Origin of the sequence: Psychroserpens sp. (genome assembly GCF_047633235.1) — a bacterium.
Classification (GTDB): Bacteria; Bacteroidota; Bacteroidia; order Flavobacteriales; family Flavobacteriaceae; genus Psychroserpens.
This window is the reverse complement of sequence record NZ_JBLIET010000008.1, coordinates 1-16,349: the sequence shown is the minus strand read 5'-3', so window position 1 is coordinate 16,349 and position 16,349 is coordinate 1. Positions and strand designations below refer to the sequence as shown.

13 protein-coding genes, 1 other RNA gene and 1 pseudogene are annotated in these 16,349 nt (G+C 32.2%); 10 read left to right on the top strand and 5 right to left on the bottom strand.

The features are described 5' to 3' along the window. Positions 1 to 126: 126 nt before the first annotated feature. The 5 genes from ACJAZK_RS04065 (at position 127) to ACJAZK_RS04045 (ending at position 3,736) form a co-directional block, all read left to right on the top strand. Entirely contained in the window at positions 127 to 867 is a 741-nt protein-coding gene (locus ACJAZK_RS04065) for a hypothetical protein (RefSeq protein ID WP_415222736.1), read from the top strand. 4 nt (positions 868 to 871) lie between these two features. Further along, entirely contained in the window at positions 872 to 1,675 is an 804-nt protein-coding gene (locus ACJAZK_RS04060) for a DUF3822 family protein (RefSeq protein ID WP_415222735.1), read from the top strand. Then, positions 1,675 to 2,208 carry an RsmD family RNA methyltransferase gene (locus ACJAZK_RS04055; protein WP_415222734.1) on the top strand — a complete coding sequence of 178 codons (534 nt, stop codon included), beginning with the start codon at positions 1,675 to 1,677 and terminating at the stop codon, positions 2,206 to 2,208. The genes ACJAZK_RS04060 and ACJAZK_RS04055 overlap by 1 nt, the downstream gene beginning before the upstream one ends. A 229-nt stretch (positions 2,209 to 2,437) precedes the next feature. Beyond that, positions 2,438 to 3,199, top strand: coding sequence for a hypothetical protein (locus ACJAZK_RS04050; protein ID WP_415222733.1), 762 nt, complete (start codon positions 2,438 to 2,440; stop codon positions 3,197 to 3,199). 6 nt (positions 3,200 to 3,205) lie between these two features. Next, complete coding sequence (locus ACJAZK_RS04045; RefSeq protein ID WP_415222732.1) at positions 3,206 to 3,736, top strand: nuclear transport factor 2 family protein; 531 nt, start codon at positions 3,206 to 3,208, stop codon at positions 3,734 to 3,736. Positions 3,737 to 3,804: 68 nt separating this feature from the next. On the opposite strand, the gene rnpB is transcribed toward ACJAZK_RS04045, so the two are convergent. Next, positions 3,805 to 4,129, bottom strand: an RNA gene (rnpB, locus tag ACJAZK_RS04040) — RNase P RNA component class A. A 72-nt stretch (positions 4,130 to 4,201) separates the two neighbouring features. Here rnpB and ACJAZK_RS04035 point away from each other — a divergent pair. The 4 genes from ACJAZK_RS04035 (at position 4,202) to ACJAZK_RS04020 (ending at position 8,113) form a co-directional block, all read left to right on the top strand. Then, positions 4,202 to 5,059 (top strand): hypothetical protein, encoded by an 858-nt coding sequence (locus tag ACJAZK_RS04035; protein ID WP_415222731.1) that lies wholly within the window; start codon positions 4,202 to 4,204, stop codon positions 5,057 to 5,059. A gap of 156 nt (positions 5,060 to 5,215) precedes the next feature. Then, positions 5,216 to 6,955, top strand: a complete 1,740-nt coding sequence (gene dnaX, locus ACJAZK_RS04030; protein ID WP_415222730.1) for a DNA polymerase III subunit gamma/tau — start codon at positions 5,216 to 5,218, stop codon at positions 6,953 to 6,955. A 10-nt stretch (positions 6,956 to 6,965) separates the two neighbouring features. Then, the gene (locus ACJAZK_RS04025) at positions 6,966 to 7,529 is read left to right on the top strand and encodes a hypothetical protein (protein WP_415222729.1); all 564 of its coding nucleotides are present in this window, start codon (positions 6,966 to 6,968) and stop codon (positions 7,527 to 7,529) included. A 2-nt stretch (positions 7,530 to 7,531) separates the two neighbouring features. Then, entirely contained in the window at positions 7,532 to 8,113 is a 582-nt protein-coding gene (locus tag ACJAZK_RS04020) for a tRNA-(ms[2]io[6]A)-hydroxylase (RefSeq protein WP_415222728.1), read from the top strand. A 56-nt stretch (positions 8,114 to 8,169) separates the two neighbouring features. Here the strand turns inward: ACJAZK_RS04020 and ACJAZK_RS04015 are convergent, their stop codons facing one another. From ACJAZK_RS04015 to ACJAZK_RS04000, 4 genes are all read right to left on the bottom strand, one after another. Then, positions 8,170 to 8,700 carry a porin family protein gene (locus ACJAZK_RS04015; protein ID WP_415222727.1) on the bottom strand — a complete coding sequence of 177 codons (531 nt, stop codon included), beginning with the start codon at positions 8,698 to 8,700 and terminating at the stop codon, positions 8,170 to 8,172. Positions 8,701 to 8,861: 161 nt separating this feature from the next. After that, positions 8,862 to 9,767 (bottom strand): Ppx/GppA phosphatase family protein, encoded by a 906-nt coding sequence (locus ACJAZK_RS04010; RefSeq protein ID WP_028872202.1) that lies wholly within the window; start codon positions 9,765 to 9,767, stop codon positions 8,862 to 8,864. 1 nt (position 9,768) lies between these two features. Then, positions 9,769 to 11,820 (bottom strand): polyphosphate kinase 1, encoded by a 2,052-nt coding sequence (ppk1, locus tag ACJAZK_RS04005; RefSeq protein WP_415222726.1) that lies wholly within the window; start codon positions 11,818 to 11,820, stop codon positions 9,769 to 9,771. Continuing rightward, the gene (locus ACJAZK_RS04000; protein ID WP_415222725.1) at positions 11,817 to 12,305 is read right to left on the bottom strand and encodes a SixA phosphatase family protein; all 489 of its coding nucleotides are present in this window, start codon (positions 12,303 to 12,305) and stop codon (positions 11,817 to 11,819) included. Before ACJAZK_RS04000 ends, ppk1 begins: the two co-directional genes overlap by 4 nt. 486 nt (positions 12,306 to 12,791) lie before the next feature. On the opposite strand from ACJAZK_RS04000, the pseudogene ACJAZK_RS03995 reads away from it, so the two are divergent. Further along, positions 12,792 to 16,349: pseudogene (locus ACJAZK_RS03995) on the top strand (hypothetical protein); the annotation flags it as partial.

Below are 16,349 nucleotides of genomic sequence, written 5' to 3'. Positions count from 1 at the left end.
TGTTATAGATTATGAAAGTTATTTTATATCTTTCAACCTTAATTGAATTTTTTCTACAATGTTTTAACCATTAAAAAAAAATTGTAGATTTGTAACACTCCTTAACAAAATAAAAAAACACTAACTATGTTAAAAGTAATTCTTGTAGTTGTTGGCCTAATTGCACTAACAATTGGTATCGTTTGGCTCATCGATAAATTTGTACCTAAAAAACTAAAACCAGTACTCAATATAGCACTTTGGGTATTAATTGTCTTTTTAGGGTATTTAACATTCATGTCTGTATATGGCGAGATTAAATTTAATAAGCTTAAAGATGATCGTTATAAAGTGGTTATTGCGAAATTAAAAGATATTAGAGATTCTGAATTAGCTCACAAAACCGTGACTGGAAAGTTTACTGATGATTATGGTAAACTTGTTAGTTTCATAGAAATAGGGAAATTCACAATTACTCAACGTAGAGACACAACCGTTATTGATGAAGAATTAACAAAACGATTTGGTGGTGTAGAAATGACTAAATCATTAATTTTAATTGATACATTAGGTTATGTTTCTGTGAAAGATTCTCTGTTTGGTGCAGATACGCGCTACAAAACGATGATGAATCTTCCTGAAGGCATCGGGGAATCTGGAACTAAAATCAACTTAAAAGCCGGGATTTTGCCAGCAACTAATATTCCTATTTTTGAAGCGTCTGTAGATAAAGACATTATTTTATTTGATCAAGATAAAAACTTGGTAGCAAAAGAAAAGGAAGTCATGTCTGTAGACGGTGTGAGAGGTCCTAAATTACAAGTTGGTTCTATGCAAGAAGCAGACACCAAAGGTAACTGGCCTAAAAACTTAAGTAACAACGACTAAAGATTTGAAACTAAACAGTATAAAAGCATTGTCCATTCAAATTCGTTTGAGTGGGCTTTCTTTTTGTATTTTAAATCGCTCTAATAAAACTATTGAGCTTATTAAACATGTTCATTTAGAAAAAAAGGCAACACCTTATGAATTATTAAATGATCTGAAAAGTTCAATTGAATCGAATGGAGAGCTTCAACAATCATTCGACTCTGTTATTTGTATTTATCAAAATGAATTATCCTGTCTTGTACCAAAAGAATTATTTGATGCAAATAATATGGCAGACTACTTAAAATTCAATGCGAAGATTTTAAAAACAGACTATATAAGTTATGATTGTTTAACTGCTATCGACAGTGTAAATGTTTATGTGCCTTTGATGAATATTAATAACTACATATTTGAAACCTTTGGCAGCTTTGATTACAAACATTCCTCTACGGTGTTGATTGACACATTATTGCAAATAACACCAAACGATACAGCGACTACATTACATATTAATGTGAATAGCTCTTCTTTTGAGATTATTGCTATTAAAAACCAAGACCTTATATTTTACAATACGTTTGAATATAGTACTAAAGAAGACTTTATCTATTATATTTTATTCACTTTAGAACAATTAAAACTAGATCCCGAAACTATCAAAACAGGTCTAATTGGCACTATTAATAAGGATGATGAACTTTTTAAAATTATTTATAAATACATAAGGTTTGTAGAGTTTTCCAAACCTAACTACACTTACACTACTGAAAATAATTTAGATTATAATCATAGTGATTTCACTTTATTAAACAGCTTTAGCTAATGCGTATAGTATCAGGAAAATATAAAGGACGTAGAATTACTGCACCAAAAAAATTACCAATAAGGCCAACTACAGACATGGCTAAAGAGTCTCTGTTTAATATCCTTAACAATCAATATTATTTTGAAGATATTTCTGTTTTAGATTTATTTTCTGGTTCGGGTAACATCAGTTATGAATTTGCATCTAGAGGCACAGAACAGATTACTGCAGTTGACATGAATTTTGGCTGTATTAAATTTATTAACGAAACGGCAGAGAGTTTTGAAATGTCTATTTCAACTATTAAAAGTGATGTTTTTAAATTCTTAGAAAGAACTAAACAACAGCATACTATAATCTTTGCAGATCCTCCTTATGATTTTCCTATTGAAGAATTTGCTAAAATCCCCCAGTTAGTCTTTCAAAATTCATTGTTAGAAACAGACGGATTATTAATCGTTGAACATTCTAAATACACAGATTTATCTCATCTAGATCACTACTCCCATTCTAAGAGCTATGGCGGTAATATGTTTAGCTTTTTCAAGTAAATATATCTGATTTTCATTATCAGTATAGCTGCTCTCTTTTGAACGTCGAATCATAAATTTATTTGTGGTGTTAATAATGATTTTTTTTTTATATCTTTATAATGCTTAAAATCTGAGTTTTAACTCATTTTAACACCTATACATTGTCCTCCAATTTACAGTGCACTATTCTTATATGTTTAATTATTGGCTATTAAGCAATCAATATATTAACTAAAATCAATTAATTATGAGAATTTTTAAACGCGGATTAACACTCCTATGCACACTGGTATTTGCTCTTAATTTGGCAAATTCACAAGACAGGCCAACAATGTTTGCTGTGCATACAGACAATGTCAAATTTGAAATGATGCCTCAATATGAGTCACTTGCTAAGCAAATGAAAGAAGCGTGTTTACGGCACAAAATTGCCGATGCAAACTGGACCGCTATAAGTATTGAAGACGGCCGCTATGTATATATCACGCCAATTAGCAGTATGGCTGATCTCGACAAAAATCCTATGGGCAGTCTTTCTGAAAAAATGGGAGCAGAAGCTGTAAAAGAAATGTTAGGAGAAATGGATCAATGCTATGACTCTCACAGCGATTCTGTAGTGCATCACATAGCTGAATTATCTTTCATGCCTGATGGATATAATACAGAAGGAAAAAACCACAGAGAATACCATCTCCTATATTATGCACCAAAAGATGGACAAGCTATGAAAGAAGCCATGGCAAATGTTAAAGCACTATTTCAATCTAAAAACGTCAAGACAGGTTACGACGTATTTCATAGCGGATTTGGTAGTGAAGAAAACTACTATATGGTTGTCATATCTGGAAAAGATGATATTGAAGTCGCACAAAGTGGTTTAGCGAATAAAGAAGCCATGGGTGATGAAGGCCAAGCAACACTGTTTAACGTGATTAAATTAGCAAAGAGGTATGATCAAGTTGAAGCTGAAATAAGACCTGATTTAAGTTATAATCCATCAAATAATTAATTCATTATGAAAAATATAATTTTAATCACACTAACTATTGTTCTGTTCACAGCTTGTCAAAAGCAAACCGAACAACGCTACTTTCCCAATTCTGAAGAAATTAACACTTTAAAAGCTGGAATTGATGCCTATGAATCTGGAGATTGGAACACATGGAGAAGCCATTTTGCCGATACCGCTAAAATTTATGTAAATTCTAAAGATTATATTTCTGTTGATGAAAGAGTGAAAGGCTTGCAAGAATCCACTTCTGTCTTTTCATCATACGGATTTGATAGAGAAGAAGAATATACCGAAATGGTTTTGGATAAAGAAAAAGAAACTTGGGTGTATTATTGGGCGACACACAATGGAAAATTAGCTGCTAATAACAAAGACATATCTTTTCCTGTGCATTTAGCTGTGCAATTTATAGAAGGCAAAATTGTAGAAGAACATATCTATTTCGATGGAACAGAAATGAATAAGGAAATGGAAGCTTTGGCAGCAGCAGCAGCAGCAGCAGCAGCAGCAGCAGAGGAAACTATATCTAACTAACGTTTTATGTAACTAACCAATCAATTATAAATGCAAAAAACCCTTTACAACTTGTAAAGGGTTTTTTATGTTTAAGTAAATCTATAAGCCGGATCCTGTATACTAACGATGATAAATCATGTCAGCATCCTTATCATTTATCTACGTTTACTGTTACCAGCAAACTTTAGCTGCCTACCCTCTAGCATCGCGCGTGTACGCTCAAGCACTAGTTTACATGACATTGCACCACATAGAGTTTACCTGGTTTCACTACAGCATGACCTGTACATACTTTCTGTTGCACTTTTCCTCATCTCGCGATGGATGGCTGTTAACCACTATGATTGCACTATGGTGTCCGGACTTTCCTCCATCTCGATAAATCGAAACAGCGATAAGGCGATTTACTTGAAGGCAAAGTTATAATTATTAAACTTATATTTTATTATTATTATTATTGTAATTCAATTAAAAATATAAACCATGAAGAATATAGTATCGGTATTAATAATTTTTATTTTTTGTTTCTCTACAGCCAATGCTCAAAAGAAGCAGATGGAAAAGCTAAAAGCTCAAGCTCAACACATCATACAGAAAAAATTAGCTGTAGTCTTGAAAAAAGAAACAAATGATAAAAACAAAGCCTATAATGACTATATTAAGAAGGCAATAGTAAGTGAGTGGACAATCAATATTGATATTGAATATGTAGACTTTAAAACTTACAAATCCTTAAAAAAGGAAAACAGTAAAGATTATGCTTATATAGTTCATTTAACAAAAATAAATCAAGATAACATAAATGATACTTATAGTTTTGTTGAAGGTATAATTGTAGGCTGTTTTGAGGATAAATACGCTGTGTTTTCTGAATCTTTTGAGTTCACTAATTCAACTACATTAGGAGATATGTTTAAAAAAATACAAAAGGCCAATAATTTTATTTCTACAATGGCAAATTACGAATACAAAAAAATGTCAATGAAGGATATAAAAGCTGCTTATGGCCAACAAACTGAGAAAGCCAAAATTCTAAAAACACAAACATTGTATATTGATAAAGACAATATTGAAAAAAAATTAGAAGATAAAATTTCTTCTATTTATAAATATGAATACAAATTGGTCTCAAAAGAAGAAATTGATAATGCTGTAACGAATAATGATGAGTCAATTTCTTATATCCATGGCGGTATAGTTTTTAATGCAGATACAGGAGATATGGTACTTCAATTTATTCAACCTAAAGGAAAAATCACAGTATCCACACCAATAGATATGTTTAAAGCCTCTAAATTAAAACTAAAAGAATTTAAAGATTTGATTAGTTACTTAAAATAAAGTGCTAAAACTAATTTTAAAGGGCCCTAAGAGCCTCTTTTTTGTTAATAACTAATTTCAAAACTGACCTCAGTATTTCTGTTTTATGGACTGATTTTTTAACTTTGTTGTTAGTTTAATGAACATCAAATTGATGTTACAATTAATTCAGCTAATTTGGAACACTTCGTAGTATCCGCTCGTAAATATAGACCCGAAACATTCAAGGATGTTGTTGGGCAGCAAGCTATTACGAATACGTTATTGAATGCTATTGAAAACAATCATTTGGCGCAAGCCCTTTTATTTACTGGCCCTAGAGGTGTTGGTAAAACAACATGTGCTCGTATTTTGGCAAAAATGATTAATAGTGATGGTAATGAAACTGGAGATGAAGATTTTGCTTTTAACATCTTTGAACTCGATGCTGCATCAAATAACTCTGTTGATGACATTAGAAGTTTAACAGACCAAGTTCGTATTCCGCCACAAGTAGGGAAATACAAAGTCTATATCATTGATGAGGTTCACATGTTGTCACAAGCAGCTTTTAATGCGTTTCTTAAAACCTTGGAAGAGCCACCGAAACATTGTATTTTCATTTTAGCAACAACAGAAAAACATAAAATCATCCCAACTATTTTATCACGTTGCCAGATTTTTGATTTCAAACGTATCACGGTAAAAGATGCTAAAGACTATTTAAAATATATTGCTAAAGAGCAAGGCATCAATGCAGAAGATGATGCTTTACACATTATTGCTCAAAAGGCAGATGGTGCCATGCGCGATGCACTTTCTATCTTTGATCGTGTGGTTAGTTTCTCCGGAAAAGAGCTCACTAGACAAGCTGTAACAGAAAATTTAAACGTTCTCGATTACGAAACTTACTTTACAAGTACAGATTATATTTTAGAAAATAAGATCCCTGAGTTATTAGTTCAATTTAATACGACGCTTTCAAAAGGATTTGATGGTCATCATTATATTTCAGGATTGGCGTCTCATTTTAGAGATTTGCTAGTCTGCCAGAATGAAAAAACTATAGAACTCCTTGAAGTTGGCGATGACACAAAAGCTAAATATTTAGAGCAGTCTAAAAAATCATCCCAAAATTTCCTTCTAAAAGGTATTGAACTCGCAAATGATTGCGATTTAAAATATAAAGGCAGTAGAAACCAGCGACTTCTGGTTGAACTTTGTCTCATGCAGCTTGCCTCTATCACTTTTGATGGAGAAAAAAAAAATAGCAAACATTACATAATTCCGGCATCTTACTTCAAGGCAAAAGGGATTACTCCTATTCCTGTTACGATCCATAAAGAAAAGTCTATTGACGTTTCAAAAGTTTCTCAGGACCGATCTACAGAGCAAAGCAGTCCAAAGGAAGATAAAAAAGTTGTTAATACTCCTGTTTTAGCTGAAGAACCTCGAGCTAAAACTGATTTAAAGAAAGATCATCGCACATCTGGATTATCATTAAAAAGTATTAGAGCAAAAAAAGAACATCAAATACGACAAATGGAAGTCGTTATTGACGTTGACGATTTACCTACTGAAGAATTTACAGAAGAACAGTTTCTTGAAACTTGGAATACTTACATTGCCACACTTCATAAAAAAGGGGAAAAAATAATGGCTTCCATATTAGAAATGGATACACCAAAACTAAAAGGCACAGATATACATCTGGCTTATCCTAATGAAACATTAAAAATAGAATTAGAGAGATCTCAATATCCTTTAATGGAATTTGTGAAGAAAACACTGCGGAATTTCGATTTAAAAATAGTCATTACTGTTAACGAAGAGATCTCTAAAAAATATGCCTTTACAGCCGAAGATAAATACGAAAAACTCAAAGAAAAAAACCCAAATATTGAATTACTAAGACAAACTTTTGGCTTAGATATCTAGAACATTCAACATGAAAAAAATAGTTCTTTTTATTCCTTTAATTTTACTAGTCATCTTAACGTCTTGTGATCGTAGAAAAAGTAAAATTGACTGTATAAATGATGCCGTTTCAAACTTTAATAAAAAAGAGAAGTTAATTGACTTAAAATATTATTATCCAGAAAGTTATACTGAAATTAAAACTGATTCTATAATTTATAAAACATTTAAAGTCAGTGTTAAGAATTATACTTTGATGGATCACCAAATATTAATCCACCAGTCTATAAAAAACTTAAATAAAACATCTCAATTTCATCGTGTTTTCGCATCTGATATCGTTGTTGCTGTTGCAAATAAAATTATTTATAGTAAGCACATTTCCGTAGAAAAATTTAGAGATTTTGAATCCACAGATTTCTGGAATAATGCCACACTAGAACATGTTTGGGTGAATCAAGAACAGTCTGATACTGAAAGATTATCTCTGGGTATATCTATAGTGAATCCAAAGAATAATGCCTTTAAATTATATGAAATCTTGATTGACAGATCAGGAAACGAACATTTAACGTTAATAAAAGACCACAGTTAATTATGTTAGGATTAAAATTACCTACAGATCCACGTTGGGTCAATATCGTCGAGAAAAACATTGAAGAGATCCTCACAGATCATGCGTATTGTGAGCAAAAGGCCACAAGTACAGCGATTTCATTAATTGTAAGCTTCCCAGAATATTCAGATCTCGTTACTGAGATGACTGCGCTCGTAAAGGAGGAGATTAGTCATTTTAAAATGGTACATGATAAAATTATAGCAAAGGGTTGGGTTTTAGGACGTGATCGTAAAGATGATTATGTGCTTCAACTAATTACGTTTTTCCCAAAAGGCGGCAGTAGAACAACGCAATTGGTACACAGACTTCTATATGCGGCACTTATTGAAGCAAGAAGTTGTGAGCGTTTTAGACTGCTATCTGAAGAGCTTAAAGACAAAGAACTCGCAGAATTTTACAGGAAATTAATGGTAAGTGAGGCTAATCATTACACGATGTTTTTAGGATTTGCTAGACAATATGGCGACCGTAAAGACGTGGATGAAAAATGGCAACAGCTACTTGATTATGAAGCAGATATTATGAAGGATTTGAGTAAAACAGAGACCATACATGGATAATAAAAAAAGCTTCAATACAGTATTGAAGCTTTTTTTATTATTGTATGATATTGTAGTTAAATTCTAATCCCGAATCCAAATTGTATCGTTGTATTTTGTGCTTCTAGATTTGTTAAATCTTTATCAAGAATATTACTTAAGCCATAATGAAGACGAGCATCTATGAATAATTCATCTGTAATCATATACTCTACTCCTCCAACACCAGAAAAAGTAAACGTTGAGAAAACGTCTTGCTCTTCCCAAGATTTTAAACTTACCATGGGTCCTATACCAACAGTGAATTTCTCACCCAAACTAAAGCGTGCCATGATTGGCATTTGAATATAATCTGCTCTTAACTCATCTGCTTTTGCTCCTTCTCCGGAATATTGCACCTCTAATTGAATAGAAAACTGCTCAGTCACACCATAATCAACGAATCCTCCAAAGGCAAATCCGTTTCTATGCTGGTTACTAAATGTTGGATCGGGATCAAAATCTAAATTTGAGATATTTAATCCTCCCCTTATACCATAACTAACTTCTTGTGAGAAAGATAACGTTGTTACTGTCACAAATAATAGAGTAAGTAATAATGATTTCATTTGCATAAATATTTTAATTAGGCTTCTCATTTTTAAGAGAATAACCTCAAAATTAGGCTAGCTTTTAGCAAAGATTTGAGACTGTAAATATAGGATGAAATTTAAAAATAAAAAATAAATATTTATTTTCAGGGCTTAAAATGGTTTCAAGGTCAACTTATTTATAAATCAATACTTGATACTGTTTTAAAATAAACACTTTTTATTATTCCATCTGAAAGCCCGATTTTAGGCACATACATATCCTTTGCTCCACTCCACTTCATAGCAGATAAATAGATTCTTGTAGCAGGAATAATAACATCTGCACGATCAGGATTAAGTTCGAGCTCAGTAATACGTTCCTCGTAAGAATACGTTTGAAGTTTATTATAATACGACGTTAAATAAAAGTAAGTTAACGGTTTACCCATTGCTTTACCAGAAATTTTAAATATTTTATTAATGTTACCACCAGAACCAATTAAATCGACTACATCATAACCTTTTGTGTTTGTTTTGATCCAACTCTCAAGCTCTTGCCAAGTCTCTTTTTTAACAATATCATTTAGCAGCCTTACGGTTCCAATTTTAAATGATTTTGATGCCACTGTTTTACCAAGGTGAATCACAGTAAACTCTGTACTACCGCCACCAACATCTACATATAAATATGTTTTATCTTCTTTTATATATGAATTTAAATCTGTAGCAGCGATAATAGCTGCTTCTTCCTCTCCTCCAATAATATCAATATGAATCTTTGCTTTTTTTGAGATTAGTTTAGAAAGTTCAACTCCATTATCTGCCTCCCGCATTGCAGAAGTAGCGCATGCTTTATAGGTAATAACCTTATGTGATTGCATTAATAACCTAAAGGCTGTCATGGTATCTAACATGCGTTTTTGATTGTCTTCGGAAATCTCTCCATTTAAAAACACGTCAGCTCCAAGTCTAATTGGAACACGAACTAGAGATGTTTTCTTGAACTTAACTGGTTGTCCTTTTTGTTCTATAATACTCGCAATCAAAAGTCTAACGGCATTAGATCCTATATCTATTGCTGCATATTTTTTAATGGTTAACATACTATGAATTCAGTTTTTCTTTAAAATAATCGTAAAGCGCAAATTGTGCTCTAACTTTAACTTTACTATCTTTTCTATATTCGTTACTTTGAGAACTTTCAATTACTCTAGCCTTTACATTATCACTCCAACAAATATCAAAAACATCTAACAATTCTTTTTTAATATCATCTTGATAAATTGGGCAACTTACTTCTACTCTATTTTCTATATTACGTGTCATCCAATCTGCAGAAGAAATATAAACTTTGTTATCATTATTATTGCAAAAAACATACATTCTAGTGTGCTCTAGAAATTTATCAATGATACTAATAACTTCAATGTTTTCACTCATTCCTGTAACACCAGGAACTAAACAACAAATACCTCTCACTATCATTTGAATTTTAACACCCGCTCTACTTGCTTCGTATAACTTATCAATCATTTTATAACTTGAAATACTATTTAATTTAAGTTTAATAAATGCTGGTTTTCCGTCCTTTACATTGTCAATTTCTGTATCAATAAGTGTAAATAGCTTTGATTTTGTATAATGAGGAGATGTTATAATATGTTTATATCTATATATGCGATAATTAGTGTCAAAAAAATTAAACACCATACTAATATCTTTTAATATTTTTTGATTCGCTGTAAATAAAGTAAAGTCAGTATAAATTTTGGATGTAGATTCATTAAAGTTACCTGTACTTATAAATCCGTAACGTTTTATAGAGTTTTCTTCCTCTCGCTCTATAACACAAATTTTACTATGAACTTTTAATCCTGGAACACCAAATAGTAAATTAACACCTTCATCCTGCATTTGCTCCGCATAATCAATATTGGCTTGCTCATCAAAACGTGCTCTTAATTCTATAACAACAGTTACTTTTTTTCCGTTTTTTGCAGCATTAATCAAAGAACTCGCAATATGTGAGATTTGTGCCAGTCTATAAATAGTAATTTTAATAGATTTAACTTGAGGATCAAGAGCTGCTTCACGTAAAAACTTAACAACATAAGAGAATGTTTGATAAGGAGTATGGAGCAAATAATCTTTTTTTGCAATAGAACTAAAAATACTGTTTTGAATACTTAACCCTTTTACTGGTAAAGGCATTATTTTATCATACAGTAAATCTGTTCTTCCAAGACTAGGAAACCCCATATAATCTCTTCTGTTATGATAACGACCTCCAGGAATAACACTATCCTTAGATTCAATACCCATTTTAGACATAAGATATACTAATGTTTCTTCATCAATTGTTTTATCATAAACAAAGCGAACTGGATCACCAATTTGTCTGTCTTTTACGCTATCAGATAATTTTTCAATAAAACTTTTACTCAAATCACTATCAAAATCTAACTCACCATCTCTTGTTATTTTAATCATATTAGCAGTAATACTATTATAATTAAAGATATTGAAAATGTCATCCATACAGTACCTCAATAAATCATCCAGAACCATTATGTAGCTATTATCTCCTGCAGAGGGTAAAACAATAAAACGGTCCATTGATTTAGGAATTTCAATAAGAGCATATTGTTTTTTTCCACTGGTAAGCTCCATTTTTACTGCCAAATAAGCAGAAATATCTTTAAGTACCGGAAGTTCTAATAAATCATTTAATATTATTGTAACTAACGCAGGACTCACCTGTTGAATAAAATAGTCTTTTATAAAGTCGTGATGGTGTTTTTTAATTGTTTTTTCGTCAACAATAAAAATCCTTTCCTTTTCTAGCTTTTCACCAATATTAGCCAGTATATCTAAACTTGTACTTTGTTGTTTTATAACAACTTGAGTGATAATTTCAAGAAGTTCAGAAGCTTTCATACCTAACTCGCTTTTACCGCCTTTTCCTGCTTCGTCAATTCGCTTTACGGTTGCATAACGTACTTTAAAAAATTCATCTAAATTATTAGAGAAAATCCCTAAAAAACGAAAACGTTCAATTAGAGGGACACTTTCATCAGCAGCTTCTTGTAATACTCTATCATTAAATTGAAGCCAACTTAACTCTCTATTTATATAACTGTTTTTATCTTTTGTCATTGTTTTAAATCTCTTGGAAAAATTGTAAATCTAGTACATCCTTTATTAATATCAGCCCATGAATTAACATCAAAATCAATGACGACTAATCCGCTTGTAGGAAGATTATCAATAAAAGAGTCACCAAATATATTGCAAATAGATGTGAAAGCGTGGTTATGACCAAAAATCATAACATTTTGATAATTTTGGTCTAACTCTTTAATAAAACTAATGACTTGATCTCCTCCAAAATCATACAAATTATTTTCAATTATAATTTTATCATTTTCAATATTCAAATTATTGATAAATATTTTACCCGTTGAGAGAGCTCTATTGGCAGGACTTGAATAAATCTGATCTAGCTCTAAATCTCTATATTTGAGAGCTATTGACACTAATTCTGCATCAGTATTCCCTCTGTTCTTTAGTGGTCTCTCTTTATCGTCAACGTTATGTTTCCACGATGATTTGGCGTGCCTAACTAGTATAAGTGTTTTCATCTATATTCGATTAAATACATTTTTTATCGATAAAATGTTGTGTTATTCCGTTTTAACGAGTATTTTGCCACCTTTATCATTTAAATTTGTCAAACGAATTAGTATTTAGTTCATTTGTAGAGTTAAATTAGTTTCTATTAAACCCAAATCAAAAATATATTAATATATCCATTTAACACGCATTGATTAACAATGTTCTTCCCTCAAAATATTTTACACCACTAATTATGGCCGATAAGGCTCCTATTAGTTATATTTATTTTTTAAATCGCATGACAGCGTATTTTAACATCTTAATGATGTTCGGTACCAACGGTAAAGCACTAACTTGTAGAGTTACAAAATGTAATGAAGTCAAGTAAGCGTCAAAAGTAAATTACAAAGTCATATATAATCGTTTGTGAAAATTATGAACGATGTAACAAAAATATTAAAACTAAGTCCCAAATTTAACTAGAGATGGTTAAGTAAAATAAAAATGTATTTATGAAAACTGCTATTAATCATAATACCTTCAAAAATCTCATTGCTATACTTACTATATGCTTTGGTCTTTTTGCAAATGCGCAAGTGTTAGATTCTTTTGAAGCGCGTCTCAATGAAACTGTTAAAGGTGATGTTTGCATGATTGCTAACAATGTGCTTTCTAGAACTTCTACACAAAACTATAACGGTAATTCAGGAAATCATTCTTTTAACAATAATGTATTTGTAGATATTGATAATGACAATACTACATTTAATTCTAGTAGTGCAAACCTTGTTAATCCTGAGCCTCATCTCGCATGTTTATCAATGTATAAAGTCTATTTATATTGGGCTGCTGCCGATAGAGAACCTACTAATAATATTAATTCTGAAAATCAACCTAACTGGAACTATAACGATGTGAAGTTAATGTTACCAGGACAAAACACATATACTACTATTACAGCTGACGAGATTGTGTATAGAGGAAGAGATAGAGCTACTCATATTGATAACGATCCCTATATTTGTTTTAAAGATATTACTAACGAAGTACAAAACTTAGGATCTGCATATGGTAAATATCAGGTTGCAAACGTAGAAGCCAAAACTGGTAGTCTTACAGGTCATGATTTCACAAACATTGGCACCTCTGGTGGTTGGCAAATTGTCTTTGTTTATGAAAGCCCAAAATTACCTTCAAAAAATATTAGTTTATACGACGGTTATGCTCAAGTTACAGCATCAAATAATAACTTTGATATTGTCTTTGACGGTTTTCAAACTGTACCAAATGGCAATGTCGATGCAGATATTTTAATTGGCGCTTTAGAAGGAGATAGGGATTTAGGTGGAGACATGCTGCAAATAAGAAATGTTTTAGGAGTCTACCAAGATATTTCTACTACTCAACGACTTTCAACAAACTTCTTTAATAGTAAAATCACTGATAGAGGAATCAATTTTATTAACAGAAATCCAGCAAGTTTAAATACTTTAGGCTTTGATGCGAGCATATTTAACTTAGACAACACTCTAAATACAGCAATTGCTAACAATCAATCTTCAGCAACATTTAGATTAACATCAGACCAAGAAACTTATGGCTTATACCTTTTAGGTCTATCTATTGAAGTGTGGGCTCCTGATCTTGCTCCAATTGATTTAGTTTTAGAGTCTGGGAGTAGTCCTGCAGTACCAGGTTCAACTCTAGGTTTTAGTTTTGATATGTACAATAGAGGAAATGATAGTGCTCAAAACCTAACAGTTTCAGGTATTCTACCTCCACAAATAACGAGTATCACTACAAATAACTTACCATCGGGTATTACACTTGACTATGATACTAATACAAGAGAAGCTGTGTTTTCTTTTGATGATGGCATGCTAGATGTAGGTGATAATATATTGGAAGTTCTATTCGATCTTCAAATTCAAGACGACTGCTATTTTTTACAAACGGATTGTAACTTAGATTTTGAGATTCAGTTTATAGCATCGTATACAGGTGTTCAAAATCCAAATGTTCAAACAACCCTTAGTTCTGCATCTATAAGAGATTGTAATCAAGGAGACCTATTACCTTTAATTATTGATGTAATTCAACCTGAAGTCAATTGGGCAACTATACCTAATGCTTTAGATGTTATTATTGATTGTTCTACTACTGACGCTATCAATGACGCACAAAACCTAGAACCCAATACTGATAAGTGTGATTTTACATTAATTAAAACTTCTGGGCCATTTGTTTCAGAGACAAATTGTCCTAGTAATGGTTCTTATACAAATACTTGGTCATTTACAGACGAATGTGGAGTGACTATAGATTCTTATGTACAAAGTATCGTTATTCAAGATACAACACCTCCATCCCTAACAGTACCATCAAATACAAATATTGAGTGTAATGATGACACAAGCCCTACAAACACTGGTAGTGCAACTGCTACTGATACCTGCGGAAATGTAACGATAACATTCAGTGATGATTCTGTTGATGCTTGCGGATCTACAGAAACAATTACTAGAACTTGGATTGCTGCAGATGATTGTGGAAACACGTCAACAGACACCCAGATTATTACTGTTGTAGATACAACACCTCCAACGATTATAATTCCTCCAAATAAAGTTAGAGAATGTGGAGAAAACACTAATCCTACTAATACGGGAACAGCAACCGCTTTAGATACCTGTGGAAGTGTCACCTTAATTTATACAGATACTTCTACTACAAATTGTGGTAGCACTCAAACTATTTCTAGAACTTGGACTGCCACAGATGACTGTGGGAATTCAGTATCAGAAATTCAAACTATTATCATTGAAGACAATGAAGCTCCTACATTGAGTATGCCAGTAAATGTCATCGTAGAATGTAACGAAAGTACAGACCCAGCAGATACGGGAAGTGCAACAGCTGTTGATACCTGTGGAAGTGTAACGATAACATTCAGTGATAATTCTGTTGATGCTTGCGGATCTACAGAAACAATTACTAGAACTTGGACAGCAACTGACGAGTGCGGTAATTCAATTTCAGACACGCAAACTATATCTGTAGTTGATACAATTGCTCCTAACTTAGATAACTGTTCTGTAAAAGATGAGTTTATTGAATGTTCTGGTGACGACAACGAAAAATTAGCCAATGACTGGAATGCGATTAACATTGCTACTCTTGAATCTTGTGTTACTGATACTTGTGATGCAGACTTTAGCGGTCAAGTGACTTCGAGTTATACCTACAATAATCTAGTTTCAACTTGTGGTCAAGTTGGTACGATTGCTGTTATCTATACTATTACTGACGATTGTGACAATACAACTACCTTAAACGTAACATTAACTTTAGAAGACACAACAGCTCCTAACTTAGATAACTGTTCTGTAATAGATGAATCTATCGAATGTTCTGGCGATGACAACGAAAAATTAGCCAATGATTGGAATGCGATTAACATTGCTACTCTTGAATCTTGTGTTACTGATACTTGTGATGCAGACTTTAGCGGCCAAGTGACTTCGAATTATACATACAATAACCTAGTTTCTACGTGTGGTCAAGTTGGTACGATTGCTGTTATCTATACTATTACTGACGATTGTGACAATACAACTACCGTAAACGTAACATTAACTTTAGAAGACACAACAGCTCCTAACTTAGATAACTGTTCTGTAATAGATGAATCTATCGAATGTTCTGGCGATGATAACGAAAAATTAGCCAATGATTGGAATGCGATTAACATTGCTACTCTTGAATCTTGTGTTACTGATACTTGTGATGCAGACTTTAGCGGTCAAGTGACTTCGAATTATACCTACAATAACCTAGTTTCTACGTGTGGTCAAGTTGGTACGATTGCTGTTATCTATACTATTACTGACGATTGTGACAATACAACTACCTTAAACGTAACATTAACTTTAGAAGACACAAAAGCTCCTAACTTAGATAACTGTTCTGTAAAAGATGAGTTTATTGAATGTTCTGGTGACGACAACGAAAAATTAGCCAATGACTGGAATGCGATTAACATTGCTACTCTTGAATCTTGTGTTACTGAT